The organism is Paracoccaceae bacterium, from assembly GCA_012103375.1.
Lineage (GTDB): Bacteria > Pseudomonadota > Alphaproteobacteria > Rhodobacterales > Rhodobacteraceae > WLWX01.
This window is the reverse complement of sequence record WLWX01000001.1, coordinates 3469446-3495106: the sequence shown is the minus strand read 5'-3', so window position 1 is coordinate 3495106 and position 25661 is coordinate 3469446. Positions and strand designations below refer to the sequence as shown.

The window sequence follows — 25661 nt, the reverse complement described above, 5'->3', positions numbered from 1 at the left end:
AGCTATGAGTTGAGATAGCCTGCCAATATGGCGACGAAGGCACCAACGTGAACAACCATGATGGCCCTGTCTTTCCACATCACTCCGACGAGAAACCACAAGGCAATGCCGACGATGAAAGCAAACACATTCCACGGCACGATGTTGAGACCGGTTAGTCCATAGCCAACAAGCTGAACTACGGTTGCCACCCACTTTACAACATCAACGCGCTTCATAGCTTGCATTGAGGGATCCTTTCTAGCGAGATGTGAAATATCCACAGTCTCGGATCGCCCTATCCCCGACATCCGTATTTAGCCGATTGTGTTGAAAAACTCCGAAATCAGAGCGTCGCGGATTTCTTGCGAAAACCTATGAAGCGAAATAGTCGGAAAGCTTTGACCACGAGACAGCGCATGGCTGCGCGTGAGCGCATGTAGGCGATTTGGGCCGACCCCCGCGCCAAAAATTTAGGATCGGGCTGCATGGAAAGAAAAATCATCGTTCAGGCCCTAAAACGGAGTTTTTCAACACAATCAGCCAGTCAGTTTGATCACCCATTCAGAGCTTTAGACAGGTTTACAGATCAACAGGTCTGGTTTGGTGCAGCCGAATGGACAAAGCCAGAACCGCCCCAAGGTCTCGTCGTTTCTGCGAAACGCCTGCCGCTTAACGCCAAAATCTGAAGGTTAAAGTCGCTTTTCTTCGAAAAGCGACTTTGGTGCCGCTGATAGGACTCGAACCTACGACCCAATCATTACGAATGACGTGCTCTACCATCTGAGCTACAGCGGCGCTTCGTGGCGCATAGCAAACTGCTTTCACCCGCGCAAGTGACCGCGTCGGCTGTAATTGATCATGGACTGTGGACCCGCCGGAACGTGTCAGGTCGGCGGATCCTTCGCGCCGGTCCTGGTGTCTGTCTCCGCGGCGGACTCCATGATCAGGGGTTCGGTCTTGGGCAGGTCGACCACGTCCAGTTGTGCGGGTGCCGCATCAGTTGAATCATCGGTCGTTTTGCTGTTGTCGGCGTCGCGTCCGGCCAACAGCGGCACCATGTCCAATCCGGTTGACGCCACGCCAGTCTCACCCGGGGCGTCGCGCCAGGTCAGCGTGTCGAATCCGGCGCAATTATCGCAAACCGGGGCCCATTCGCCCTGAATGCTCTGGCAATTATCGCAAATCCACTGAGGTCCGCGCGGCGCGCCCAGCGCACGGGTCAGCCAGCCGCGCACCACGGCGTCGTCGGCCCCCTCACCCCGGGTCACAGCCGCCATGATGCTAAGCGACCGCGCGGTCGGGGCCGTGTCCGCAAGATCGCCCAGCGCCTTGCGGGCGGCGGGAAAATCCTCGGCCGACAGGTTCAGTTCGGCCAGCGTCAGCGCGGTTTCCGGGTTGTCGGGCGCTTCCTTGACCAGGCGCTGAAATCGCTTCAGCCGCGCCACGGGCGTTTCATCCGGTGCAATCGACGCAAAGGCCGAGGCCAGATCAGGATGCGGTTGCGCCGCCCAGGCCTTGCGCAGCACCCGGTCGGCGTATTTCGGCTGCCCTTGGGCCAAGTAACTTTGCGCCGCCATGACAGCAGCGGGGATCAGATCGGGCGACAGGCGGTTGGCCTCGATCGCCTGTTCGCGCGCTTCGATGGTCTTGCCGTCGGCAAAGACGTCTTCGGCCTCGCTCAGCGCCAGTACGGCGTCGCGGCGGCGGTGGACGTCGCGCGGTACGGCACCCGCCTTCAGCTTCTTGCCCAGCGTGTCGCGCGCGCCTTCCCAATCGCCCTTGTCGGTCTGCAAACGCAACAGGGTATCGCCGGTTTCCATGTGCTTGGGCTTAAGCGCGAACGCCTTCTGCGCCAGCTTCAGCGCAACATCCGTTTCGCCCGCGTCCAGACGCTGTTTCATCAACCCGCGCACCGCAACGAAGCGGGTGCGATCATCGCTCAGCAGGCGTTTGTAGATCTCTTCGGCCTTGCGGGCGTCACCGGTCATCTCGGCGGCCTGGGCGCTTAGCAGGTTGGTCAGCTCGGGCCGGTTCAGAAACCGTTCGGCGCGCGCGGCCTTGGCCATGGCGACGCGGCCTTCGCCCGCAGCCAGCGCCATCATTGCATCGGCCATCGCGTCAAACCCGCGCCGTTCGCGGTTGCGATCAAACCAGCGCGACACAGCCGTTTCATCGCCGTTCAGAAACCGCACCAGAGCGGACAGAAATCCAACCAATTTCAGCACTATCCAGACGGTGATCAGAAGCAGAATCGCGGCGATTGCGGCCTGCAACGGCTGTAAGGTGTATTCGCGATCCGCAACGCTGATCCGCAAGCCCCCTTCCGCCTCCATCAGCCAGCCAGCCCCGAATGTCAGGGCGGCGATCAGGGCAATGAAGATGATAAATTTCAGTAACGACCAAAACATCGGCGCGTTCTTAGTTGGAGGTTTTCGGGGCGGACAGATCGTTCAGCGCCGACATGACGTCCAGACGGGTTTGGGCACGCAGAAGCCAGCCCTGCATCGGGTCGGCCACCTCGGGCGGGAGGGCCCGCAGCTCACGAACGGCTTCGGCCAGATCGCCATCGCCAAGCGCTGCTTCGGCGCGCGACAAGACAGCGTCGGCATCGTCGCCCTCACGCGGGCTGAGGGATCGCGCGCCGGTTTGGGCGCGAAAGAACGCAAACATTCGATCCGTCATTGTCGCGTTTTCGGCAGCGGCGGTCGCGACATCGGCAAGAACGGCGCGCGCCGCGTCAGGAAAATCGGCCCTTAACGCGCGCAAACTGGCGACCCCGTTGGCGGCATTGTCGGCAAGCGCCGGGTCGATCACTGCATCGGGCGCTGCGGCCTGAAATGCGCCGAGTGCGTTGTCATAGGCGCGCCCGGACGCAAGGGCATCGCCAAGTGCTGTCAAAGTCGACTGCGTTGCCTGATTGGCGACACTGTCCACGGCAAGTTTTTCCACTTCTGCCGCGCGCTCATTTGCCGCCAAAATCTGGTCGCGCGCGTCCTGCGCTGCGGTTTCAAGACGTGCGGTCAGGGCGCGCACGTCAGCCTGAAGTGCTGCGATATCCGGGGCCTGATCGACGGGGCGTGCCTCCAGCGCTCCGACACGTCCGGTCAGCGTGTCTTGCGTCTCCTGCACAAGCGCCAGTTTGTCGCGCAGCGTGCCAACCGTATCGTCCAATTCGCCGCCTGCTGTCGCGACGCGGGCATCCAGCTGCGCGACCGAGGTGGCCAGCGCCGCAACCTCATCCTGCAGCGCCGCAATCGTGGCGGCGCGATCACCGGCGATTTCGGCGCGCAACGCATCAAGCCCACCCTGGAGCGCGGTTATCCGGTCTGATTGAGCCGCAACCGCGTCCGAGTTGCCGTTCCAACCCTGCGGCTGCAGATACAGCACAGCCGCGGCCCCGATTGCCGCGGCCAGTACACCGCCCAGAAGCGGCATCATTATTCCGCCACGCCGCGGCGCATCACCCGTTTTCGGCGCTGCCGAAGTAACAGTTTGACCGGCATTTTTGTCTGCCGCGGATGTGGCAGACGCCTTCGGCCCCGGCTTTGACCCCGGCGCGGATTTTGGCGCATCCGTCGGTGCCGCCTGCGTCTTTGGCGTCTGTGGTTTCACCGGCGATGCCTTAGCAGGGCCTTTCGCGGCTTTTGCCTCTGTATTCGCCGGATCAGCAGGCAGATCCGTCACCGGTTTCGCCGCTGTTTTGCGCGGTGTTTTGCGCGGTGTCTTGCCGGGGGTTTTCGCCACGTGGTCGCCCTTTTCCCTAAAACTCGGACTCTGGTCAGTCTTCTTCATACAAGGCCGCGACGGACTGGGCCATGGAAATCGCGGTCGGACATTCTGCCACATGTATCGGATTGGTGTCGCGCGGCCAGGCGCGGGCGACTGCATCGCTGATCGCCACGATGTGATGTGTGGGCGCGGGCTGGTATTTCAATAACCTAAGGGCCGAGCGGACCGAAAAGACCGGCAAAACAACCGGCGCGGACCCCCGCAAAAGCGCGATGGTCGCCCCGTCCAGTTCCACATCCTGCTGTCGATAGGCCACGCAAGCCTCAACATGAAGCCCGGCATCCGTCAGGCGCGCCCGGATATCGCCGCGCGTTTCTGACCCATGCAGATGCAGCAGGGGCCCCTTTGGGGACGCCGCAATGATCGTCGCCACCAGCGCATCCGCATCGCCGCCACCGTCGATCGCATCAAACTCTGCGGCACGCGCAAGTTTGGCGGTGTGACTGCCAACGGCATAGACCACCGGGCGCGGCGCCGCCGCTGGCCAGTCTATCGCATTCAAACCAGCCTCCGACGTGACAATAAGCCCGCGATATGCCGTGAGATCCGCGGCGACCGGCTGCGCAATGGTCCTGACCACCGGCGCAATCAGAAACGGAATCTCGTGACCGATCAATCTACGGCAATCCCTGGCAAAGCGCTCGGCGCGCCCGCGTGGCCGGGTGATCAGCAGTGTAGCGGGCATGGGTACTGCGGTTTGGTCACGGGGGGCACGCAAGCTCCGGCATTGTGGGGTCGCCGCCTGTGGTGTTACCTGCGCGCCATGACCAAGGCAATCAAACCAGACCCGGATCATCCGGTGACCCTGCTTGGGATCGAGAGCAGCTGCGACGACACCGCCGCCGCCGTGGTACGCGACCACCCCGGCGAACCGGCCGAGATCCTGTCCTCGGTCGTCGCGGGGCAAGGCGATCTGCACGCCGATTTTGGCGGTGTCGTACCCGAGATTGCGGCCCGCGCCCATGCAGAGAAACTGGACCTTGTGGTGGAACAGGCGCTGAGCAAGGCGCAGTGCGGGTTTGCGGATCTTGATGCCATCGCCGTCACCGCTGGTCCGGGGCTGATCGGGGGGGTGCTGTCGGGTGTCATGTGCGCCAAGGGCCTGTCGGCGGCGACCGGCCTGCCGCTGATCGGTGTCAACCATCTGGCCGGACACGCCCTGACGCCGCGCCTGACGGATGGGCTTGGGTTTCCCTATCTGATGCTGCTGGTCTCTGGCGGTCATTGCCAGTTTCTGAAAGTCAGCGGCCCACAGGCGTTCACCCGGTTGGGCGGCACCATCGACGACGCCCCGGGTGAGGCTTTCGACAAGGCAGCGCGCCTGCTGGGGCTGGGACAACCCGGCGGTCCCGCGGTCGAGGCCGAGGCGGTCGAGGGCGATCCAAAGCGATTCGCCTTTCCGCGCCCACTGCTGGACCGGCCCGGCTGCGACCTGTCATTTTCGGGCCTCAAGACCGCGCTGATGCGGACGCGGGATCAGCAGATCAGCGATGATGTGATCACAAAACAGGACCGCGCTGATCTGGCCGCAGGTTTTCAGGCCGCTGTCGCGGAGGTTCTGATCGCGAAATCGCGCCGCGCATTGAGCGCCTGCGGCCCGGTCACAGGTTTCGCGGTCGCCGGTGGGGTCGCGGCAAACGCCTTGCTTCGCACCGGCCTGCAGGACCTGTGCCGCGAAACCAACACTCGGTTTCTGGCCCCGCCACTGGCCCTGTGCACCGACAACGCGGCCATGATCGCTTGGGCCGGGATCGAAAGTTTTCGCGCCGGACACCGGGACGATATGACCCTGTCGGCGCGCCCACGCTGGCCGCTGGACACCCGCCAACCCGCCATGCTGGGATCGGGAAAGAAAGGGGCCAAGGCATGAGTGTTGCTGTCCTCGGCGCGGGCGCCTTCGGCACTGCACTGGCTGTCGCCCTGTCGCGCAACGGGGCCGAGGTGACCTTATACGCCCGCGATGGGGCCGCGCAGATGAATGCAACGCGGGAAAACGCAAAACGCCTGCCGGGTGTTGTTTTGCCGGACAGTCTGAGCGCCACCGCCACGCTGGAAACAGCGGCGCAGGCCGAAACGCTACTTCTGGCCGTGCCAATGCAGAAGCTTGCCACGTTTGTTGAAGGCAATGCGGCTCTGATTCACCGCAAAACGCTTATTTCCTGCTGCAAGGGTATTGACCTGATACGTGGCCTTGGTCCTGTCAGCCTGCTCGACACGCTGTGCCCTGCCGCCAAAACCGCGATCCTGACGGGCCCGTCTTTTGCCGCCGATATTGCCATCGGCTTGCCAACAGCACTTACATTGGCTTCTGCCGATGCGGAAACCGGGGCGCATCTGCAGTCGACGCTGTCGACGCCGGAACTCCGCCTGTACCTCAGCGATGACACCGCCGGGGCCGAACTGGGTGGAGCACTGAAAAATGTCATCGCACTTGCCGCCGGGCTGTCCATCGGGGCTGGCCACGGCGAAAGCGCGCGCGCCGCGCTGATCACCCGGGGGTTCGCCGAAATGCAGCGATTTGCCCGCACCACCGCTGCGCGGCCTGAAACCCTGGCAGGTCTGTCGGGATTCGGAGATCTGATCCTGACGGCAACTTCGGAGAAATCCCGTAATTATCTGGCCGGTCTGACGGTTGGTCAGGGCAATCCACTGCCCGCCGCCACGACCGAAGGTATCGCAACAGCGAAGGCCGTCGTCCGGCTGGCCCGGGCACGCGATCTTGATATGCCGATTGCCTCGGCCGTGGCGGCGGTGTTTGATGGCCAGCGCAGTGTCGCCGATGTCACCGAGGCACTGCTGCGCCGCCCCTTGAAACGAGAGTAACCCATGCTTGTCGCCCTGATTGCCAAAGATAAATCCGACGCCCCGCAAATCCGGCTGGACAACCGCGCAGCGCATCTGGCCTAAATCGCCGAAACCGGGGTCGTCCAGCAGGCCGGTCCGCTTCTGGATGATGAGGGCAAGATGTGCGGCTCCCTGATTATTCTGGACACGCGTGACCTTGCAACGGCGCAGAATTGGGCCGATGGCGATCCCTATGCACGGGCCGGGTTGTTTGAAACCGTGACGTTGATCGAATGGAAGAAGGTGGTGGGCTGATGGCAAAATACCTGTTCAAATCCGAAGCCTCGACCTGGAGCTGGGAACAGCAGGTCGCAAAGGGCGAAGACGGCGAAGAATGGGACGGTGTGCGCAATTACCAGGCGCGCAACGTCATGCGTGAAATGAAGGTGGGCGATCAGGGGTTCTTCTATCTGTCGCAGGCCGACAAGAAGATCGTCGGCGTGGTCGAGGTGATCGCCGAAGCCCACCCCGACAGCACCACCGACGATGAGCGTTGGGAATGCGTGGACATCAAGGCGGTGCGATCCCTTCCCACACACGTCACGCTATCCGACTGCAAAGCAGATGAGCGTCTGGCCGACATGGTACTCGTCAACAACACCCGGCTTTCCGTGCAGCCGGTCAGCGATGCCGAATGGGATGTGATCCTGGAACTCGCCGGTGAATAGACGGGCCTGACGGCCCGTGCCTCCGGCGGGAGTATTTGAGAAAAGAAGATGGTGCGGGAGCGCCTCAGCTTGCCGGTGTATGTGTCAGCATCGCGGGCGAGAACAGGACTCCGAATTGTTCGCACCATATCACGACCGAACCATAGTCTGTGATCACAGTTCCATCTGGCACTGTATAGGTCTGATCCCCGATATTGCCTTTCAGCTGACCCAGCCCGATCCATTCGCTGTTTTTGACGTCTGCGGATGCGGTCACATTCGCCTCTTTCACCAGCCAAACCTCAAGATCCGGACCATTGGTGACCTGGAAATCCTCCAGCCGGACCAGTAGCGACCCGCCGCCGGATTGCAGCACACGCGCGGTTCCGCTGCCTTTGTGGGCACGATCCGCATCCTGGAACTGCCCGGTCGCCACCTCGGTCACCATGAAATCGGCGGGCAGTGCTTCGCTCACCTCGCGATCAATCCACAAGGGCGAGGCAAGATACCAGAACGCCGCCCCTGCCCCGAAGCCGATGATGAACACCGGCACCGCAATTATCAAAAACCGTTTCATCGCACACCCCCGCTGATTGGCCGATATGGCCAGTTCATGCGAATTCGGTCAGACTTGCACGCAGAAATCAAGTTCGGAGGGACAAATGGGATATCTCAGCGTAATTTTGGCAGGTGCCGCGGCGTGGATTTTCGGCGCAATCTGGTACGGGGTCATCGGTAAGCAATGGATGGCCGCCAGCGGCCTGACCGAAGAATCGGTGAACCGAAAAGATCCTGCGCCCTATATCGTCAGTTTTGTCATGGCCGTGGTTGTTGCCGGTATGACGCGCCACATTCTGGCCGGATCGGGCATCGACACAATCGGCAAGGGCGTGATGACCGGGCTTGGCCTGGGGCTGTTCGTCGCCTCGCCATGGATGGTGACCAACATCATGTTTTCGATGCGGCCCAGGTCACTGATCTGGATGGACTGCACCTATACGGTTGTCGGCTGTGGCCTGATCGGATTGGTGCTGACGCTGTTCTGAAACGATAACGCCCGCCAGATCAGGCGGGCGTTTCCTCTGCTTCGGCAGGTGCTTAGCGGTAAACGCTTTCTTTGCCGAAATGCTTGGTCAGCATGTAATAGACCACGGCGCGATACTTGTTACGCTCGGACCGGCCATAGGTGTCGATGACGGAATTGATCGCCGCCATAAGGTTCGGACCATCGGGCAGGCCCAGTTTCTTCATCAGAAAATTCTCTTTAACCGTCTCAAGCTCGGACGCGTCGGTACCAGCCACCGTGCTTGCATCGGCGTTGTAAATCGCCGGACCGCAGCCGATTGTGACCTTGGTCAGCAGATCCATGTCCGGCTGCATGTTGCATTTGCTGCGCAGATCGTCGGCATATTGTGCGATCAGATCGTCTCTCTTACCCATGTGAATACTCCCTTTAATGTCCCTGTGTGTCTTTATCGAGCGCGCCGATCATTGGCGGCTTGGCGCCAAACTAGCCGCCAAGGCTGCACACAGAAAGCAAAAACTTGCCCGGAGGCCGCATCCGGCCGATTGTGTTGAAAAACTCCGTTTTAGGGCCTGAACGATGATTTTTCTTTCCATGCAGCCCGATCCTAAATTTTTGGCGCGGGGGTCGGCCCAAATCGCCTACATGCGCTCACGCGCAGCCATGCGCTGTCTCGTGGTCAAAGCTTTCCGACTATTTCGCTTCATAGGTTTTCGCAAGAAATCCGCGACGCTCTGATTTCGGAGTTTTTCAACACAATCGGCCCGCAGCTGCCTGCGCAGTTAACGGTGGGTCGGCCCGCACGATTGCACCTGTTCCAGTTGACCTTTGGATCCCTGCGGCGGCACGATGGTCCGATGAACCAGGGAAAGGAAGACCCATGGGACTGTGGAATTTTGTCAAGAACGCCGAGGCGCATCTGGGCAACGGTGCGAAATACACCGATGTATTTGAGGCGAACCGCCCGATGCTGAGCGACTCGGACAAGATTTATCCCGGTCAGATGCTGCGGATTCCCGGCTCTCAGGCCTGAGTTTCGCCGCAACAGGTACGAAAACGCTCGCTGGACGCACTAAAGCGTTTCGGCTTGAACCTGAATCGCGAGGGATTCCCTTGAGACCTGATCTGTGATTCATCCTGTTTGGGAGGATGGATCATGTCAGCACCTTTGCCATCTGCGCTTCGGATACGGTTTCAGAGATACATTGAAGAAGGGTTGAGCGGGCGCGCGGCGGCGTTGCGGTTGAAGCTGTCGCCTGCCACAGGCGCGCGGTGGGCGCGTCAGGTGAGGATGAAGGGTCATGCGGAACCTGCCCGGCAGGGACCGCCGCGCGGCAAGGGAAAGCTGGCTCCGCATCGGGAATTCTTTGAGGAGTTGATCGCACAAGACCCTGACATCACGCTCTTTGAGTTGCGTAATGCGCTGGCCGATGCAGAGGGTGTGCGGGTGCATCACTCCTCCATCGCCAACCTTCTGTCCCGGCTCGGCTTCACGTACAAAAAAAGTCGCTGGTCGCAACCGAGCGCCGCCGCGCCAAGGTAAGGCAGCAACGGGCCGACTGGTTCAGATACCGCTCGCCAGCCATTGCGACCTTTCCTGAGCGCGTTGTCTTTATTGACGAAACCGCAGTGAAGACAAACCTCACGCGCCTACGCGGCAGAGCCAAGCGCGGTAAGCGCCTGACGATGGATGCGCCCTTCGGAAGCTGGGGAACCCAAACCTTGATCGCGGGCCTGACCCAAGGCGCGCTGATCGCACCTTGGGTCATCAAGGGAGCGATAGATGGCCCCGCCTTCGCGGCCTACATCCGCGAAGTGCTGGTCCCCGAGATCAACCCCGGCACTGTCGTCATTCTCGACAACCTGGCAACCCACCGGAATAAGGAGGCGACGCAGGCTTTACGCAATCACGGCTGCTGGTTCCTTTACCTGCCACCGTACTCGCCCGACCTGAATCCCATCGAGCAGGCCTTCTCTAAACTGAAAGCCCATTTGCGACGGATCGGGGCCAGGTCCTTTACCCAGGTCTTCGAAGCAATCGGAGCAATCTGCGATCTCTACGACCCAGTAGAATGCTGGAACTACTTTAAGGCCGCCGGATATGTCTCAGGTTAATGTCGAAACGCTTTAGCGGGCGTTTTTTGATCCGCGTTCTTAGTACCGATAGTGTTCGGGCTTGAACGGCCCTTCCGGCGTCACGCCGATATAGACCGCCTGTTCGGGCGCAAGTTCGGTCAGCTTGGCGCCGACCTTGGCCAGATGCAGCCGCGCGACTTTCTCGTCCAGATGCTTGGGCAAAACGTAAACCTCGTTCTTATAGGCATCGCCGCGGTTCCACAGTTCCATCTGCGCCAGGACCTGGTTGGTAAAGCTGGCTGACATCACGAAACTGGGGTGGCCGGTGGCATTGCCCAGGTTCAGCAGACGCCCCTCGGACAGCAGGATGATCCGGTTGCCTGAGGGCATTTCGATCATATCCACCTGGTCCTTGATGTTGGTCCACTTGTGGTTTTTCAGGTTGGCGATCTGAATTTCATTGTCGAAATGGCCGATGTTGCCGACAATCGCCATGTCCTTCATCTCACGCATGTGCTCGATGCGGATCACGTCCTTATTGCCGGTCGTGGTGATGAAGATATCGGCGTCGATGGCGTCTTCCAGCGTGACAACCTGAAACCCGTCCATCGCCGCCTGCAGGGCGCAAATCGGATCGACTTCGGTAACTTTGACACGCGCCCCGGCCCCGCGCAGGCTGGCCGCACTGCCCTTGCCGACATCTCCATAGCCACAGACCACGGCGACCTTACCGGCCATCATCGTGTCGGTGGCGCGGCGGATACCGTCGACCAGCGATTCCTTGCAGCCATACTTGTTGTCGAACTTCGATTTGGTGACCGAGTCATTGACGTTAATCGCCGGGAACGGCAGGCGGCCATCACGCTGCAACTCATACAGACGGTGCACGCCAGTGGTGGTTTCTTCGGAAACACCTTTAATCGCGTCGCGCGTCTTGGTGAACCAGCCGGGGCTTGCCGCCATGCGCTTCTTGATCTGCGCCTGAATGACCTCTTCTTCCTCGGACCCCGGAACGCCGAACTCCTCCCCGCCTTCAATCCGCGCACCCAGCAGCACGTAAAGCGTCGCGTCGCCGCCATCGTCCAGGATCAGGTTCGCGCCATCGGGGAATGCGAAGGATTTATCCAGGTAATCCCAATGTTCTTCCAGCGATTGCCCCTTGATCGCGAAGACCGGCACGCCCGCTTCGGCAATCGCCGCTGCCGCATGATCCTGGGTCGAGAATATGTTGCAGGACGCCCAGCGCACATCAGCGCCCAGCGCCACCAGCGTTTCGATCAGCACCGCCGTCTGGATCGTCATGTGGAGCGATCCGACGATTCGCGCACCTTTCAGCGGTTTCTCGGTCCCGAATTCCTCGCGCAGGGCCATCAGACCCGGCATTTCGGTTTCCGCTATGTCCAGCTCTTTGCGGCCGTACCCGGCAAGGGCGATGTCTTTTACGATATAATCGGGCATGGCAGTCAGGCTCCTTCAGCGTCGGGCGGCATTTCTTGGCGGCAGATAGCACCGGTATTCGATCTGGGCAATGCAACGGAAATCGAATAGCAAATCCGGCACATCCGGGCTGCCTCAACGCTGTAGAGGAAAGACACATTAATGAATTACTCATCCAGCTCAGAAATTCCGGCCCGGTTTCGGCACGCAGTCGTGTTTTGTACCGACCAGGGGTATCTGCCTTTCGCATTATTTGCCACGTCTCAGATTATCGATTCACATCCGAACCGGGAATTCGACATTGTCATCGCCACTATGGATGACCTCGACATTCCAGAGAGCCTTGGTCATCTGGACATTCGGATTTGCAAGATCACAACAGGCGGTGCTTTCACCGGATTGAATTTGGACGATCGCCGAACCGAAAGCGTCTATCTCAGGCTCGCGCTGCCGGGCGCCTTTGCTGATGACTACGACAGGCTGCTTTATCTGGACTGTGATATCTTCATTCAAGGTGGCGATTTTGCATCGCTCATGGCCATGGACCTGCAGAACCACGCCATTGCCGCCGTTCGCGATGCCGCGCAATGGCGCAACCCCAAGCGTCGCCCGACGCAGTTTCGAACCTTCGGCTGGCCCAGCGAGCGCTATTTCAACAGTGGTGTCATGCTCATCGACACACAGGCATGGCTGTCACAAGATATAACGGTGCAGGCGACCGAAATTGGTCACCGAGAGATTGCTCGGCTGAGTGGCCATGATCAGAACTTGCTGAACTGCACTCTGCGCGGTGACTGGTTGGAGCTTTCGCCAATCTGGAATTGGCAACTGACGCGCAAGTCGATGTTGTTCGAAGTTCTGGTCAACGCCAATATCGCACATTTCATCGGCCGCATTAAGCCATGGAAAGATCCAAAATCGATTCTGCCGCCTCGGTTTGCCGATCGCATGATACCATTTCTAAAACAGCATTTTCCCGATCTGCCGTTCGATCCACCGAGTGCGTCGCCTTTGTCAAACCTGCCCAAAACAGTTTCGATGTTCTTCCGCGGGCTGATGAATGTCCGCAAGATGCATCGCTACATGGCGCGTTTTCCCGGCCGAAGCGATATCGCCCGGTGAAACCCGCACGCGCCTGGCAACGCATGCTTTCGGGTCGCCGTCTGGACCTGCTGGACCCGACCCCGATGGATGTCGAGATTGGCGACATCGCCCATGGGCTGGCCTTTGTGGCGCGCTGGAACGGGCAGACACATGGCGACTGGCCCTATTCCGTGGCCGAACATTCGCTGCTGGTCGAGGCTCTGTTCCGCCGCATTGCGCCGAACTTACCGGCCAAATGGTGCCTGGCAGCATTGCTGCACGATGCGCCAGAATATGTCATCGGCGATATGATCTCTCCGGTGAAGGCCGCTGTTGGGCCGGGCTATGGCGCATTGGATGATCGGTTGATGGCGGCAGTGCATCTGCGCTTTGGTCTGCCGGCGACAATCCCGAAAACCATCAAGCAAAAGATCAAGCGCGCCGACCGGATGTCGGCCTGGCTGGAGGCGACCCAGATCGCCGGTTTTTCCGAGGCTGAGGCGAACAAGTTGTTTTTGCGCCCCAATCCTGACCTCATGGCGGGGCTGGATATTGTGCTGCGCCCGCCGGTCGAGGTACGCGCCGCCTTCACCGCACGGCACGATCTGCTTCTGGAAAAGATGGCATGATCAGTGTTCGCCGTGCCTCAACCCTTGATACGCCTGACATGGCGCGCCTGCTGAACGCGATCATCACGCGCGGCGGCACCACCGCGTTAACGAAACCGGTGATTGGATCCGATCTGGCCAGCTGGATGTCCGACCAGCCGAACGCCTCCGCCTGGCATGTGGCCGAGGCGGATGATGACATCGTCGGCTTTCAGTGGATCGGGCCACATGACAACCTGCCGCCCGAAGCTTGCGACATCGCCACATTTGTTCAGATCGGGCGCACCGGTCTGGGCATCGGCTCCGCGCTGTTCGTGGCATCCGCGAGCGCTGCCAAATCACTGGGCTATGTCTGGATCAACGCCACTATCCGCGCCGACAACGACGGCGGGCTGATCTATTATCAAAGCCGCGGGTTTCGTGACTGGCACCACGACCACGGGGTGACCCTGGAAAACGGGATGGTCGTGGATAAGATCAGCAAGCGTTTTGATCTGTGAGAAGTCGGGACGCCTGGCGGTTGATTAATCGCCGCGCCAGACGTCGGTCGGCACTATGATGAGGACAGTTTTGTTGCGCAGATTTATCGCGGCGACCGTTTCGCCAGTATCCTTTGCAACGTCCGCCGGTGCATGTTCAATCGCCGCGCGGTTTCGCTGACGTTGCGGTCGCATTGCTCGTACACGCGTTGAATATGCTCCCAACGGACGCGATCCGCGCTCATCGGGTTTTCGGGTGGCGGTGGCAGCGAATCTTCGGACGCAAGCAAGGCGGCGGTGACGTCATTGGCATCTGCCGGTTTGGACAGATAGTCCACCGCCCCGATCTTGACCGCCGCAACCGCAGTGGCAATCGCGCCATAACCCGTCAGGACGATCACGCGGCAATCCGGCCGCGCCGCGTGCAGCGCCTCGACCACATCCAGACCGTTGCCGTCATTCAGCCGCAGGTCGACCACCGCATAGGCGGGCGGAGCATCGCGCGCCAGCTTCACGCCTTCGGCCACAGTTTCCGACATGGTAACGTCGAACCCGCGTTTTTCCATGGCGCGGCCAAGCCGCCGCAGGAATGCTTCGTCATCATCAACCAACAGCAAGGAGGCGTCGGGACCGATCTTGAGGGTGTTGTCTGTCATGCCTGATCCTTGCGTTCAAACCGCCCTATGGTGCCCGCAACGGCTGGGCCGGGCGGCATATCGCCGCTAAGCTACGCCAGACATTTGGATTTGAACAGGTCGTGAAACAGGATGCCTGATCAGGATACTGCGATACTGCTGCCTCGCGTGCGAGGCGACTGGGTCCGCCTTAGAACGCTGACGGTGCTGCGTTGGATCGCTGTGGCCGGTCAGTTGGCAACGATTGTCGTGGCCGGCGTCATCTTCAAGCTGGAGCTGAACCTGGCCCTGATCCTGGTGGTGGTGGGTGCCTCGGTCACGGCCAATCTGGTCGCGATTCTGGTCTATCCGCGCAACACCCGCCTGTCCGAGCGGGAATTGCAGGGCATGTTGTTGTTCGATGCGGCGCAACTGTCGGCGCTTCTGGCGCTGGCTGGGGGCCTCAACAATCCGTTTGCTTTGCTGCTGCTGGTGCCGGTGACGATTTCGGCCACAGCACTCAGGCCGCGATCGACCGTTCTGCTGGGCGGCGCGACAATTCTGATGATCTCGCTGGTGGCGATCTGGCACGCGCCACTGCGCACGGTGGATGGCGATCTGTTGCAGATGCCCCGTCTGTTTGTCTGGGGATTCTGGGTGGCCATCGTGATCGGCGTGATGTTCCTTGCCGTATACGCGCGCCGCGTCACGGCCGAGGTGCACGCCATGTCTGACGCCCTGGCCGCAACCCAGATGGCACTAGCGCGGGAACAAAAGCTCACCGACCTGGGCGGCGTTGTCGCTGCTGCGGCGCATGAACTTGGCACGCCGCTGGCAACCATCAAACTGGCCAGCAGCGAATTGGCGGATGAGCTTGGCGACAAACCCGAACTGGCCGCAGACGCAGCTTTGATCCGCGAACAGGCAGACCGCTGCCGTGATATCCTGCGCTCGATGGGGCGAAGCGGCAAGGATGATCTGCACCTCAGGATTGCCCCGCTCAGCCAGGTTGTACAGGACGCCGCCGAACCCCATGCGCAGCGCGGGCGCAGCATTGTCTATGATATCGGCCCCGGTGACGGCGGGTCCGACGCGGAACCGTCCATTCAGCGGCGGCCCGAAGTCATTCACGGCCTGCGCAACCTGACCCAGAATGCGGTCGATTTCGCCACCCGGCAGGTTCAGATCAGGCTTCGATGGACGCAGAACCATATCTCCATCACGATCACCGATGACGGGCCGGGATTTCCGCCGCAGATCCTTGGGCGCATCGGCGACCCGTTTGTGCGTCACCCGGATACCTCACGACCCGGCTATGACGGTATGGGCCTGGGTCTGTTCATTGCAAAAACCCTGTTGGAACGCAGCGGGGCAAACCTGGTCTTCAGCAATCTTTCGGAGGCCAACGAACAATGCGGCGCACGGGTTGTGGTGACCTGGCCGATGGATGTCCTTGCCGCCGACCGGATGCCGCTTGGCCCCAACCAGAGGTTCGAGGTCTAGGGCCGCCTCATTGCCGCGCCGTGCAATGTCGTAGAGCGCCGGACGCCACGTCATGATCTGCAACGCCACGTTGCGTTAACCCGCTGTTAATCTTCCTGAACGGATTATGAGCGCGGGGTAACGGTTTGTGAGTTTGCTATGGCAGGGGCAGATGTCCTTCTGGTTCTCGGTATTGTGGGAAGCGCATTTCTGGCAGCGCTTGGCGGTCTTGGACTGACAACTGTGCTAAGCGCCCGTTCCCGCCGTGGTGCCGGGCCGCTGGCAGCGTCCGATGAAGGGGCGGTTTTCCTGTTCGCGGATGATCAAGTTCTGGATGCCACCCCACAGGCGCGGCAGATCCTGTCTGCCACGCCGAACGAAGGATCCGACTGGTCGCGCCTGTTACAGCTGCTGACCCCCCGCCTGCCTGATCTTGCGCAGGCACGGGATCGCGCCCTGTCCGGCGGGCGCACGACATTGCTGTCAACCGATGGCACAACCCGCGTCGTCCTGAGCGTCCGCGATGATGTCCTGCGAGTCTCGCTCGCCCATGTCGAAACCAGCGAGGCGACGCTGCAGGTCGACCGGCTGAGCCTTGCCGCCGCGCAGCAAGAGATGGAGACGTTGCGCGCAATCTCGGAAGGGGTGCCCTGGCTGGTATGGCGCGAAGACCGTTTGCAGCCGATTGTGTTGAAAAACTCCGTTTTAGGGCCTGAACGATGATTTTTCTTTCCATGCAGCCCGATCCTAAATTTTTGGCGCGGGGGTCGGCCCAAATCGCCTACATGCGCTCACGCGCAGCCATGCGCTGTCTCGTGGTCAAAGCTTTCCGACTATTTCGCTTCATAGGTTTTCGCAAGAAATCCGCGACGCTCTGATTTCGGAGTTTTTCAACACAATCAGCCCAGTGGGAAGGGGCAGATCAACTGGGCCAACAGCGCGTATCTTGACTGTGTCGCAGCGATCAATGGGCAAACGGAAACATGGCCGCCGCCGCATATTTTCGACACCGATGCAGGGCGTGATGGCTTTGGCGAACCACGTCGCCTGGCCTTGCTGGGATCCGCAAGGGCCCCGACAGATTGGTACACAGTCTCTGCCCAGGCCCTTGCTGACGGTGTCATTTACACCGCCGTCAGTGCCGCGCGTGAGATTTCGGCGGATGCGGCACTCGGCGCGTTCCGGCAAACGCTGACCCAGACCTTTGCCAGCCTCGACAGCGGATTGGCGATCTTCGACCAGGACCGGGCGCTGACATTGTTCAACCCTGCCCTGGCCGAGATTCTGTCCCTACCTGTCGAATTCGTGATCACAAAGCCGTCGCTGTTCACCTTCCTCGACCGGTTGCGCGAAGATCGACGCATGCCCGAACCGCGCAACTATAAAGAGTGGCGCGAGAACCTGACCGAGCTTGAGGGCGGGGCCAGTGGGAACGGGTATGCGGCCACCTGGACATTGGCGGACGGGCAGGTTCTGGATGTGAAGGGTCGGCCTCATGGGAATGGCGCCTTCGCCCTGATTTTCAAGGACATCACGCACGAGATTGCCCTGACACGCCAGTTCCGCGCCGAACTGGACCTCAGCCAGGCGGTTCTTGATTCGCTTGATGAGGCTTTGGTGATTTTCGACAACGCCGGGGTGCTGACGCTGTCAAATGCGGCCTATGCAGCCATGTGGGGGGTCGATCCGCGATCCTCGCTGGGCGATATGACCCTTTCCGACGCGATGCAGCGCTGGAATGCCAGGACCGCAGCGACGCCGGCCTGGAAACAGCTCAGGACATTTGCGCATGCAAGGGAAGATCGCGCGCCCTGGACCGACACGCTGCGCATGGTGGACGGGCGGGCCTTGTCGATGCGCGCGGCACCACTGGCGGGCGGTGCGACGCTGGTTGGGTTCAGGATCGGTACCGTGCGTGCACCCAAAGTTGCCGGTGTGACCCGGCTTGACAGGCGCGCGGCGGGTGCATCGGGTTAGGGCTTGCCCCGCGCCACCAGGAAAATCGGACAGGTCTGCGGTTTGTGATTCAGTCACCGGCGGACCTGCGCTAGGTTTGTGCCATGCATGTCGCCCAATCACCTCCGGACGCCGAACCTGCCTGCTGGACCCGGCTGCTGCCCTCGGCCAGGGCGACTGCGGATCTGGCGGAACGTCTGGCGCCGCTGGTGGGTGCCGGTGATGCGCTGCTTCTGTCGGGGTCGATCGGGGCCGGAAAGACCCATTTCGCCCGCGCCCTGATTCAAGCACGGCTGCGCGCCGTCGGCCTGAGCGAAGATGTCCCCTCGCCCACTTTCACGCTGGTCCAGACCTATCATGCTGGCGAACTGGAGATCTGGCACGCGGACCTCTACCGTCTTGGCGGGTTGGCCGATGTCGATGAGCTTGGTCTGAGCGATGCCTTTGAAACCGCCCTGACCCTGGTGGAATGGCCCGACCGGCTGGATGGAAACTTGCCGGATCACCGCCTGGAGCTGGAATTCACAACCCTGCCAGAGGATGGGCAGCGCAGCCTGAACGTCGTGGCCCATGGCGCTGGCTGGCACCCCCGCATCAAAGCGTTGTCCGGGGTGTTCCGTGACTGAACAAAACGCGCCAGACGCTGCAATGATATTTGCCGCAGGCTTCGGGACGCGCATGGGCGCCTTGACCCGGAACCGCCCCAAACCGTTGATTCCGGTTGCCGGGCAGCCACTGCTGGATCGCGCCCTGGACCTTGCCCGGAACAAGGTGGATCGCATCGCAGTGAACGCCCACCACTGTGCCAATCAGATTGCCGCGCATCTGCACGGCAGTGACGTATCGGTGTGCATTGAAACGCCGGAAATCCTCGACACCGGTGGCGGGTTGAAGGCGGCGCTGCCGACGCTTGGGTCTGGTGCGGTTTATACGCTCAATCCCGATGTGGTCTGGACCGGTCCGAACCCGCTGCAAGAACTATGCGTCACCTGGCAGGCGCACAGGATGCAGGCCCTGTTGCTGTTGATCCCCGCCGATCTGGCAATCGGTCGCCAGGGCGGCGGAGATTTTTCGATGGATGCCCACGGCCGACTGACCCGTGGAGGCGATCTTGTCTATTCAGGCGCTCAGATCACCAACACCGACGTGCTGGCGCAGATGCCGGGCAAGGCCTTTTCGCTGAACCGGCTGTGGGATCGCCAGATTGCGGATGGCGGGTTATTCGGCACGCTGCACCGGGGCGGCTGGTGCGATGTCGGCTATCCGGAGGCGATTCCGCTGGCCGAAGACATGCTTGCACAGGACCAGTTCGCGCATGACTGAGCTTTTTGCCAGCACGCCGGGCGCGCGCATCTTTGGCCTGCCACCGGGCGCAGATTTCCCCCAGGCCCTGATTGACGGGCTGGTTGAACGCGCCTGCGGGGATCCCACGCTGCTGGGTCGCACCGAGATTTTCGTGAATACCCAACGCATGCGGCGTCGGCTGCGCGATCTGTTTGACGCGGGCCCTGCCCGGCTGGTCCCACGGCTGAGGCTGGTCACCGAACTTGGCCCTGCGACCCCGCTGCCCGATGCGGCGGCTGCCGTTTCGCCGCTGCGGCGCAAACTGGAACTTGGCCGTCTGATCCGCGGATTGATCGAGGCGGATCCAACCCTTGCCCCGCGGCGCGCCGCCTTTGATCTTGCCGACAGTCTGATTGCGCTGCTGGACGAAATGCAGGGCGAAGGTCTGGCCCCGGACGCGCTGGCCGCATTGAACATCGTCGACGCATCAGGCCATTGGCAGCGCAGCCTGGATTTCATCAATATCGTGCAGCGCTATTTCGACAATGCCGCCGCCCCGGATACCGAAGCCCGTCAGCGCCGCGCGGTCGAACAGATCGCGAAAAACTGGGAAGAAGCTCCGCCGACACATCCGGTGATCGTGGCCGGTTCGACAGGCTCTCGCGGGGCGACGGCGCTGTTCATGGCGGCTGTGGCAAAGCTGCCCCAGGGCGCGGTGGTGTTGCCGGGGTTCGATTTCACCATGTCGGGGGACCACTGGGGTGATCTTTTGCATGCAACAGGTGCCGAGGATCATCCGCAGTATCGTTTTGCCCGTTTCCTGGATCAGGTAAATCTGCCGCCCGCACAGGTCGTGGCCTGGCAGGCTGACAGGCGCGACGCGCGCAATCGGGTCGTTTCGCTTGCGCTGCGGCCAGCGCCGTTCACCCATCACTGGCTGCGCGACGGGCCTAGTTTGGGCGATCTGACCGACGCAATGGCCGGGGTTGATCTGCTTGAAGCGCCCACGCCGCGCACCGAAGCGCTGTCCATTGCGCTGCGACTGCGTCAGGCGGTCGAAGACGGCGTCGTGGCCGCGTTGATATCGCCCGACAGGACCCTGACACGCCGGGTGGCCGCCGCCCTGGATCGCTGGGGCATCGAACCCGACGACAGCGCCGGGCGACCGCTGGACCTGTCACCGCCGGGGCGGTTCCTGCGGCAAATTATGGCTCTGACACAGCAGAAAACCACCGTCGAAGGTTTGATTGCGCTGCTCAAACATCCGCTTTGCGCATCGGGCGCGGATCGTGGCGACCATTTGCGCATGACCCGCGATCTGGAACTTTCGCTGCGCAATCGGGGCCCGGCCTTTCCGGACAAGGCCAGCCTGGACAGATGGGCAATAGACCGGCCCGAACGTCAGGCCTGGGCAGATCGGATTTCCGTCGCGCTGGACGAGGTCGCTGATGCAGAGGCGCCTCTGGCAGATCACCTTACCCATCTGATCCACTGTGCGGAAACCCTGGCGCGGGGCGCAGATGCGGTGGGTTCCGGCGATCTGTGGGGGGCCGAGGCTGGCAAGGCCGCACGGCAGGCCTTGACCGATTTGCTGGCAGAATCCGATGCCGCCGGGCCAATCTCGGGTCAGGACTTTGCCGATATTCTCGGCGCGGTTCTGGCCGCGATTGATGTGCGTGACCCGGTGCGGTCCCATTCCGGTGTGATGATCTGGGGCACGCTGGAGGCGCGCGTGCAGGGGGCCGATCTGGTGATCCTCGGCGGGCTCAACGAAGGCACCTGGCCGTCGACGCCCGCGCCCGACCCCTGGCTGAACCGTGCCATGCGCGCCGAAGCCGGTTTGCTGTTGCCCGAACGGCGCATTGGCCTGTCGGCGCATGATTTTCAGCAGGCCATCGCCGCGCCATCCGTCGTTCTGTCGCGCGCGAGGCGCACCACCGATGCAGAAGCGGTTCCGGCGCGCTGGGTCGCGCGATTGACAAGCCTTTTGGACGGGCTGGCCGAATCCGGCGGGTCAGAGGCGCTGGCGTCAATGCGCATGCGCGGCAATCATTGGTGCGACATGGCCGCAGCGCTGGACGCAGATCTTGAAACGCAACGCCTGGCGCATCGGCCTTCCCCGAAACCCCCCGTCGAACACCGCCCGAGGCAATTGTCAGCCACGCAAATTCAAACGTTGATCCGTGACCCATACGCGATCTATGCCCGGCACATTCTTGATCTGAAGCCGCTCAATCCGCTGCGTCCCAGCCCCGATGCACGGTTTCGGGGATCGGTTCTTCACAAGGTGTTCGAACGGTTCATCGACCAGGGCGTCCCGACTGATCCGGCAACAGCGCGCGACGCCTTGATGATCGCTGCGCGCACGGTCCTGGCGGACGAAGTTCCCTGGCCGGTGGCACGCAGCCTTTGGCTGGCACGGATCGCGCGGGCCGCCGGTTGGTTCATCGAAACAGAACTTGCGCGTCAGTCCGACATACTGGACTCGACGACCGAGGTTACGGGGCATCTGGATCTTGCAGATCCCGAATTTCATCTGGTGGCCAAGGCGGACCGCATTGACCGGCTGCGCGACGGAACGTTGGCCATCTATGACTATAAATCCAGCCCACCCAGCGCCCGGCAGATCAGTGCCTTTGACAAGCAGTTACTGCTGGAATGCCTGATTGTTCGTTGGGGCGCGTTCAAGGGTATCGCACCGGCAACGGTGTCGCTTGCCAGCTATATCGGCCTGGGTGCAACGCAAAAAACAGTCTCTGTTTCACCTGAAGAGGGTGAATTGGCGCAAGGGCTTGCGGACCTGAAGACCCTGATTGCGGCGTATTGTGACCCCGGCAAGGGCTACCTGGCGCTGCGCGCGATGGAAGATGTCAGCTATACCGGGGATTACAATCATCTGGCACGTTTCGGCGAATGGTCACTTGGCGAAGGGAGCGGTGAATGAGCGCCCTGAACGAAGCCACGATACGCCAGCATCAGGCCGCGGATCCGGCCGGATCCACCTGGCTGTCGGCCAACGCAGGCTCGGGCAAGACGCGGGTGCTGACCGACCGGGTTGCGCGTCTGCTGCTGCAAGGTGTGCCACCGCAGAACATTCTGTGCCTGACCTATACCAAGGCCGCCGCGTCCGAGATGCAGAATCGCCTGTTCAAGCGCCTTGGGGAATGGGCCATGCTGCCCGAAGATGTGCTGCGCGAAGCACTTTCTGACCTTGGCGTCGATCACATTGCGGATCTGCCCCGCGCCCGCACCCTGTTCGCCCGCGCCATCGAAGCGCCCGGCGGGCTGAAAATCCAGACGATCCATGCCTTTTGCAGCGCGGTCCTGCGCCGCTTTCCCCTGGAAGCGGGCGTGTCACCGCAGTTTGTCGAAATTGACGAGCGGGCCCAGAAAATACTGATCGGCGATGTGCTGGAAGCGATGGCCGATGACCCCCAAGCCGGCCCTTTGGTCGACGCGCTGGCGTTGCACTACACAGGCGAAGACATCGCCCGGCTTGCCGCCGAAATGGCCCGCCACCGGGCAGAGTTTGAAGACCCCATGTCCCGGGATGAGGTCTGGAAACGGTTCGGACTCGAATCGGGACTGACCGGGCAGGATCTGTTGGACCGTGTTCTTGAACCACCGTCGAGGGGCGTGATCAGCGATCTGATGCCCATCCTTCGAACGGGTAAGTCCAACGATCAGAAAGCCGCGACAGAGCTGGCCGGATTTGACCCTGATGCACCAGATATCGGGGATCTTGTCGCTTTTGAGAGTGTCTTTTTGACCGGCAGCGGCGCCAAGGCACCTTTCGCGGCGAAAGTCGGTGCATTTCCAACGAAAGACAGCCGCTTGAAAGTGGCGGAGCCGACAGCGCTCGACGCGTTGATGGAACGTGTTGCCGATGCCCGACCGGTGCGGCTGGCCCTTCTTGGCGCTGAGAAAACCGCAGCGCTGCACGGTTTTGCCGCCGGCTTCCTGCCACGGTATAGCCGCGAAAAACTGCGGCGCGGATGGCTCGACTTTGACGATCTGATCCTGAAAACCCGCAGATTGCTTAGCGAGCCTTCGGTGGCAGACTGGGTCCTGTTCCGCCTTGATGGCGGCACCGATCATATCCTTGTGGACGAAGCGCAGGACACAAACCCGGTGCAATGGCAGGTGATCGAGCTTCTGGCCCGTGAATTCGCCGCCGGGCACGGCGCGCGGGCCGACACGCACCGCACCCTGTTCGTCGTGGGCGATCGCAAGCAATCCATCTATTCGTTCCAGGGGGCCGACCCGGATGCGTTTGACCGCATGTTCGACCACTTCGAAGACCGCCTTGGCGCCGGTGTTCAACGGTTGGAGTTGCGGCATTCATTCCGATCATCGCGCGCGATATTGCAGGTCGTCGATGCGACATTTGCCGGTGACGCGGGCGCGGGGCTGGGGCAGAGCACGTTGCACGAAGCCTTTCATGAAACGATGCCCGGGCGTGTCGACCTGTGGCCGATCATCGACAACCCGGAAAAACAACCGGACAAAGACTGGTTTGATCCCGTGGATCTGCCGGGCAAACAGGATGCCAAAAGTCAGCTGGCCAGCGCGATTGCGCAGGAGGTCAAACGCCTGATTGATGCCGGGGTCACCTTGACTGATCAAGAGGGCAAGACGCGCCGGATCAGCGCCGGGGATATCCTGATCCTGCTGCAACGCCGGTCGCAGATGTTTCATCAGATTATCCGGTGCTGCAAGGCCGAAGGGCTTGCTGTTGCCGGTGTTGACAGGCTGAAGCTGAATGACGAACTGGCCGTGCGCGATATCACCGCTTTGTTGTCGTTTCTGGTCACGCCCGAAGACAACCTGTCCCTGGCCACCGCCCTGCGATCCCCCTTGTTCGGCTGGTCGGAAGATGCGCTGTACAATCTGGCACAGGGGCGTGATGGGGCGTTCCTGTGGCAAGCCATGCGGGATCGTGATCAGACCAGCGAGGCACGTCAAACACTCGATCTGTTGCGCCGGGATGCAGATTTCCTGCGCCCCTATGAGCTGATCGAGCGTATTCTGACCCGCCATCATGGCCGGGCCCGCCTGCTGGGGCGGCTTGGCGTCGAAGCGGAAGACGGGATCGACGAGTTGCTCAATCAGGCGCTGGCGTATGAGCGGCTGGAAGTGCCCAGCCTGACGGGATTCCTGGCCTGGCTTGACAGCGGCGATGTCGAGGTGAAACGCGAACTGGCGGGAAAAGGGCGTGCCATTCGGGTGATGACGGTTCATGGCGCGAAGGGGCTGGAAGCGCCGGTTGTCATTTTGCCGGACACCCTGCGGGATCAGCGCGCCGGCGCGGATGAGCTGTTGGTTCCGCCGGGAGAAGCCCCCCTGTGGAAGCAGCCAAGGGACGAAAGGCCCCCCATACTTGCTCGTGCGGTGGATGCGCAGACGGCGGCGGACGCAGCTGAACGCCGCCGGTTGCTTTATGTTGCGATGACCCGCGCGGAAAACTGGCTGATCGTCTGTGGCGCAGGCCAACGCCCGGCAGGGTCGACAAGCTGGTACGATCTGGTCGAAACCGGAATGACGGCGGTCGCACCCGCTGAACTCGGAACCCCGGCAGGCGCTGGCCAACGGTTTGAGACGGGCCTCTGGGCCGATCCGATTGCCGAGATGGGTGATGAACCGGCGTCAGATCCTGCCGGATTGCCGACATGGATCGGTGAACCGGCACCCAGGCCGGATAGTTCGCTGCCGACGCTGTCGCCCTCGGACCTCGGCGGTGCCAAGGCGCTGGCTGGGGAGCATTCCGGTGAAGCAGATGAAGCGGCCAGCCTGCGGCGCGGTCGTCTGATCCATCTGGCGCTGGAGCATCTGCCAGAACTGGCGAGGTTGGCGTGGGAAACCGATGGGGCCGCGATCCTGCGGCAAAGCCCCGACCGGCCCGACGCCGATGAAATTGCTGAATGTCTGGCCCATGCCATTGCCGCATTGGACAGCCCAGCAATGGCCGATGCACTTTTGCCCGGCGCGCTGGCCGAGGTTGGGGTGACGGCGACGCTTGAGGAACTGGGCGGGCAACGCATTCACGGCACAATCGACCGGCTGATCGTGTCAGACGACCGCGTTCTGGCCATCGACTACAAATCGAACCGGATTATTCCTGCGAACCCTGATGCGGTGCCCGACGGGCTGTTGCGTCAGATGGGCGCATATGCCGCCGCGTTGGCGCAGATCTATCCGGATCGCCGGAACGACACCGCGATTCTGTGGACCGGCGGGCCGGTTCTGATGCCACTTCCGCACGACATCGTGAGGATGGCACTGCGCCGCACCACACTCCCTTGACCCGGGCGTGCTGCATTCCTAGGTTCGATCCCTGACACGAATTCACACCTTGC

The 25661-nt window shown here is 61.6% G+C and carries 24 protein-coding genes, 1 tRNA gene and 2 pseudogenes; 18 read left to right on the top strand and 9 right to left on the bottom strand.

Going from position 1 to position 25661, the window contains the following annotated elements; genetic code table 11:
- Positions 1–2: 2 nt before the first annotated feature.
- Positions 3–218: a ubiquinone biosynthesis methyltransferase UbiE gene (locus GKR99_17905; protein NKB29321.1), complete on the bottom strand. Its 216-nt coding sequence runs from the start codon at positions 216–218 to the stop codon at positions 3–5.
- 249 nt (positions 219–467) lie between these two features.
- On the opposite strand from GKR99_17905, the gene GKR99_17900 reads away from it, so the two are divergent.
- Entirely contained in the window at positions 468–668 is a 201-nt protein-coding gene (locus GKR99_17900) for a hypothetical protein (protein ID NKB29320.1), read from the top strand.
- Between the two features lie 33 nt (positions 669–701).
- Here the strand turns inward: GKR99_17900 and GKR99_17895 are convergent.
- The 4 genes from GKR99_17895 to GKR99_17880 all read right to left on the bottom strand — a co-directional run bounded on the left by GKR99_17895 (position 702) and on the right by GKR99_17880 (position 4567).
- Positions 702–777 (bottom strand) — tRNA-Thr (locus GKR99_17895).
- Positions 778–866: 89 nt separating this feature from the next.
- Positions 867–2390: a tetratricopeptide repeat protein gene (locus GKR99_17890; protein ID NKB29319.1), complete on the bottom strand. Its 1524-nt coding sequence runs from the start codon at positions 2388–2390 to the stop codon at positions 867–869.
- A gap of 10 nt (positions 2391–2400) precedes the next feature.
- Positions 2401–3420: a hypothetical protein gene (locus GKR99_17885; protein ID NKB29318.1), complete on the bottom strand. Its 1020-nt coding sequence runs from the start codon at positions 3418–3420 to the stop codon at positions 2401–2403.
- A gap of 340 nt (positions 3421–3760) precedes the next feature.
- The gene (locus GKR99_17880) at positions 3761–4567 is read right to left on the bottom strand and encodes a uroporphyrinogen-III synthase (GenBank protein NKB29317.1); all 807 of its coding nucleotides are present in this window, start codon (positions 4565–4567) and stop codon (positions 3761–3763) included.
- Here GKR99_17880 and tsaD point away from each other — a divergent pair.
- The 4 genes and pseudogenes from tsaD (at position 4535) to GKR99_17860 (ending at position 7283) form a co-directional block, all read left to right on the top strand.
- On the top strand, positions 4535–5641 hold the full coding sequence (tsaD, locus tag GKR99_17875) for a tRNA (adenosine(37)-N6)-threonylcarbamoyltransferase complex transferase subunit TsaD (protein ID NKB29316.1): 1107 nt from the start codon (positions 4535–4537) through the stop codon (positions 5639–5641). The two genes, GKR99_17880 and tsaD, sit on opposite strands and share 33 nt — an antisense overlap.
- Positions 5638–6594, top strand: a complete 957-nt coding sequence (locus GKR99_17870) for an NAD(P)H-dependent glycerol-3-phosphate dehydrogenase (protein ID NKB29315.1) — start codon at positions 5638–5640, stop codon at positions 6592–6594. The genes tsaD and GKR99_17870 overlap by 4 nt, the downstream gene beginning before the upstream one ends.
- A gap of 3 nt (positions 6595–6597) precedes the next feature.
- Positions 6598–6870, top strand: a pseudogene (locus tag GKR99_17865) (YciI family protein).
- The gene (locus tag GKR99_17860) at positions 6870–7283 is read left to right on the top strand and encodes an EVE domain-containing protein (protein ID NKB29314.1); all 414 of its coding nucleotides are present in this window, start codon (positions 6870–6872) and stop codon (positions 7281–7283) included. The pseudogene GKR99_17865 and the gene GKR99_17860 overlap by 1 nt, the downstream one beginning before the upstream one ends.
- A 64-nt stretch (positions 7284–7347) precedes the next feature.
- On the opposite strand, the gene GKR99_17855 is transcribed toward GKR99_17860, so the two are convergent.
- On the bottom strand, positions 7348–7839 hold the full coding sequence (locus tag GKR99_17855) for a hypothetical protein (protein NKB29313.1): 492 nt from the start codon (positions 7837–7839) through the stop codon (positions 7348–7350).
- Positions 7840–7864: 25 nt separating this feature from the next.
- On the opposite strand from GKR99_17855, the gene GKR99_17850 reads away from it, so the two are divergent.
- Entirely contained in the window at positions 7865–8308 is a 444-nt protein-coding gene (locus GKR99_17850) for a DUF1761 family protein (GenBank protein NKB29312.1), read from the top strand.
- A gap of 52 nt (positions 8309–8360) precedes the next feature.
- On the opposite strand, the gene GKR99_17845 is transcribed toward GKR99_17850, so the two are convergent.
- Positions 8361–8702: a DUF2853 family protein gene (locus GKR99_17845; GenBank protein ID NKB29311.1), complete on the bottom strand. Its 342-nt coding sequence runs from the start codon at positions 8700–8702 to the stop codon at positions 8361–8363.
- A 464-nt stretch (positions 8703–9166) separates the two neighbouring features.
- Between GKR99_17845 and GKR99_17840 the strand changes: the two genes are divergently transcribed.
- Positions 9167–9319, top strand: coding sequence for a hypothetical protein (locus GKR99_17840; GenBank protein NKB29310.1), 153 nt, complete (start codon positions 9167–9169; stop codon positions 9317–9319).
- Between the two features lie 123 nt (positions 9320–9442).
- A pseudogene (locus tag GKR99_17835) lies at positions 9443–10401 on the top strand (IS630 family transposase).
- Positions 10402–10440: 39 nt separating this feature from the next.
- Here the strand turns inward: GKR99_17835 and GKR99_17830 are convergent.
- A complete protein-coding gene (locus GKR99_17830; protein NKB29309.1) occupies positions 10441–11820 on the bottom strand; it encodes an adenosylhomocysteinase in 1380 nt (459 codons plus the stop codon).
- A 141-nt stretch (positions 11821–11961) separates the two neighbouring features.
- Here GKR99_17830 and GKR99_17825 point away from each other — a divergent pair, with 141 nt between their 5' ends.
- The 3 genes from GKR99_17825 to GKR99_17815 are packed head-to-tail and all read left to right on the top strand — an operon-like array spanning position 11962 to position 13990.
- Positions 11962–12921 (top strand): glycosyltransferase, encoded by a 960-nt coding sequence (locus GKR99_17825; protein ID NKB29308.1) that lies wholly within the window; start codon positions 11962–11964, stop codon positions 12919–12921.
- Between the two features lie 23 nt (positions 12922–12944).
- A complete protein-coding gene (locus tag GKR99_17820; protein NKB29307.1) occupies positions 12945–13511 on the top strand; it encodes an HD domain-containing protein in 567 nt (188 codons plus the stop codon).
- Entirely contained in the window at positions 13508–13990 is a 483-nt protein-coding gene (locus GKR99_17815; protein NKB29306.1) for a GNAT family N-acetyltransferase, read from the top strand. Before GKR99_17820 ends, GKR99_17815 begins: the two co-directional genes overlap by 4 nt.
- An 83-nt stretch (positions 13991–14073) precedes the next feature.
- Here the strand turns inward: GKR99_17815 and GKR99_17810 are convergent, their stop codons facing one another.
- Positions 14074–14625 (bottom strand): ActR/PrrA/RegA family redox response regulator transcription factor, encoded by a 552-nt coding sequence (locus tag GKR99_17810; GenBank protein NKB29305.1) that lies wholly within the window; start codon positions 14623–14625, stop codon positions 14074–14076.
- A gap of 111 nt (positions 14626–14736) precedes the next feature.
- Here GKR99_17810 and GKR99_17805 point away from each other — a divergent pair, with 111 nt between their 5' ends.
- The 7 genes from GKR99_17805 (at position 14737) to addA (ending at position 25608) form a co-directional block, all read left to right on the top strand.
- Entirely contained in the window at positions 14737–16086 is a 1350-nt protein-coding gene (locus GKR99_17805; protein ID NKB29304.1) for an ActS/PrrB/RegB family redox-sensitive histidine kinase, read from the top strand.
- A gap of 138 nt (positions 16087–16224) precedes the next feature.
- Positions 16225–16788: a hypothetical protein gene (locus tag GKR99_17800; protein ID NKB29303.1), complete on the top strand. Its 564-nt coding sequence runs from the start codon at positions 16225–16227 to the stop codon at positions 16786–16788.
- 330 nt (positions 16789–17118) lie between these two features.
- Positions 17119–18042 (top strand): PAS domain-containing protein, encoded by a 924-nt coding sequence (locus tag GKR99_17795; protein NKB29302.1) that lies wholly within the window; start codon positions 17119–17121, stop codon positions 18040–18042.
- 83 nt (positions 18043–18125) lie between these two features.
- Positions 18126–18647: a tRNA (adenosine(37)-N6)-threonylcarbamoyltransferase complex ATPase subunit type 1 TsaE gene (gene tsaE, locus GKR99_17790; protein NKB29301.1), complete on the top strand. Its 522-nt coding sequence runs from the start codon at positions 18126–18128 to the stop codon at positions 18645–18647.
- 22 nt (positions 18648–18669) lie between these two features.
- The gene (locus tag GKR99_17785) at positions 18670–19344 is read left to right on the top strand and encodes an NTP transferase domain-containing protein (protein ID NKB29300.1); all 675 of its coding nucleotides are present in this window, start codon (positions 18670–18672) and stop codon (positions 19342–19344) included.
- Positions 19337–22249, top strand: coding sequence for a double-strand break repair protein AddB (gene addB / locus GKR99_17780; GenBank protein NKB29299.1), 2913 nt, complete (start codon positions 19337–19339; stop codon positions 22247–22249). Before GKR99_17785 ends, addB begins: the two co-directional genes overlap by 8 nt.
- Positions 22246–25608, top strand: coding sequence for a double-strand break repair helicase AddA (gene addA, locus GKR99_17775; GenBank protein NKB29298.1), 3363 nt, complete (start codon positions 22246–22248; stop codon positions 25606–25608). Before addB ends, addA begins: the two co-directional genes overlap by 4 nt.
- Positions 25609–25661: the final 53 nt, after the last annotated feature.

Excerpts from the sequence above, each read along its gene's own strand:
- GKR99_17905 (NKB29321.1), bottom strand. The coding sequence starts at position 218 with ATGAAGCGCGTTGATGTTGTAAAGTGGGTGGCAACCGTAGTTCAGCTT.
- GKR99_17900 (NKB29320.1), top strand. The coding sequence starts at position 468 with ATGGAAAGAAAAATCATCGTTCAGGCCCTAAAACGGAGTTTTTCAACA.
- GKR99_17890 (NKB29319.1), bottom strand. The coding sequence starts at position 2,390 with ATGTTTTGGTCGTTACTGAAATTTATCATCTTCATTGCCCTGATCGCC.
- GKR99_17885 (NKB29318.1), bottom strand. The coding sequence starts at position 3,420 with ATGATGCCGCTTCTGGGCGGTGTACTGGCCGCGGCAATCGGGGCCGCG.
- tsaD (NKB29316.1), top strand. The coding sequence starts at position 4,535 with ATGACCAAGGCAATCAAACCAGACCCGGATCATCCGGTGACCCTGCTT.
- GKR99_17880 (NKB29317.1), bottom strand. The coding sequence starts at position 4,567 with ATGATCCGGGTCTGGTTTGATTGCCTTGGTCATGGCGCGCAGGTAACA.
- GKR99_17870 (NKB29315.1), top strand. The coding sequence starts at position 5,638 with ATGAGTGTTGCTGTCCTCGGCGCGGGCGCCTTCGGCACTGCACTGGCT.
- GKR99_17860 (NKB29314.1), top strand. The coding sequence starts at position 6,870 with ATGGCAAAATACCTGTTCAAATCCGAAGCCTCGACCTGGAGCTGGGAA.
- GKR99_17855 (NKB29313.1), bottom strand. The coding sequence starts at position 7,839 with ATGAAACGGTTTTTGATAATTGCGGTGCCGGTGTTCATCATCGGCTTC.
- GKR99_17850 (NKB29312.1), top strand. The coding sequence starts at position 7,865 with ATGGCCAGTTCATGCGAATTCGGTCAGACTTGCACGCAGAAATCAAGT.
- GKR99_17845 (NKB29311.1), bottom strand. The coding sequence starts at position 8,702 with ATGGGTAAGAGAGACGATCTGATCGCACAATATGCCGACGATCTGCGC.
- GKR99_17840 (NKB29310.1), top strand. The coding sequence starts at position 9,167 with ATGGGACTGTGGAATTTTGTCAAGAACGCCGAGGCGCATCTGGGCAAC.
- GKR99_17830 (NKB29309.1), bottom strand. The coding sequence starts at position 11,820 with ATGCCCGATTATATCGTAAAAGACATCGCCCTTGCCGGGTACGGCCGC.
- GKR99_17825 (NKB29308.1), top strand. The coding sequence starts at position 11,962 with ATGAATTACTCATCCAGCTCAGAAATTCCGGCCCGGTTTCGGCACGCA.
- GKR99_17820 (NKB29307.1), top strand. The coding sequence starts at position 12,945 with ATGCTTTCGGGTCGCCGTCTGGACCTGCTGGACCCGACCCCGATGGAT.
- GKR99_17815 (NKB29306.1), top strand. The coding sequence starts at position 13,508 with ATGATCAGTGTTCGCCGTGCCTCAACCCTTGATACGCCTGACATGGCG.
- GKR99_17810 (NKB29305.1), bottom strand. The coding sequence starts at position 14,625 with ATGACAGACAACACCCTCAAGATCGGTCCCGACGCCTCCTTGCTGTTG.
- GKR99_17805 (NKB29304.1), top strand. The coding sequence starts at position 14,737 with ATGCCTGATCAGGATACTGCGATACTGCTGCCTCGCGTGCGAGGCGAC.
- GKR99_17800 (NKB29303.1), top strand. The coding sequence starts at position 16,225 with ATGGCAGGGGCAGATGTCCTTCTGGTTCTCGGTATTGTGGGAAGCGCA.
- tsaE (NKB29301.1), top strand. The coding sequence starts at position 18,126 with ATGCATGTCGCCCAATCACCTCCGGACGCCGAACCTGCCTGCTGGACC.
- GKR99_17785 (NKB29300.1), top strand. The coding sequence starts at position 18,670 with ATGATATTTGCCGCAGGCTTCGGGACGCGCATGGGCGCCTTGACCCGG.
- addB (NKB29299.1), top strand. The coding sequence starts at position 19,337 with ATGACTGAGCTTTTTGCCAGCACGCCGGGCGCGCGCATCTTTGGCCTG.
- addA (NKB29298.1), top strand. The coding sequence starts at position 22,246 with ATGAGCGCCCTGAACGAAGCCACGATACGCCAGCATCAGGCCGCGGAT.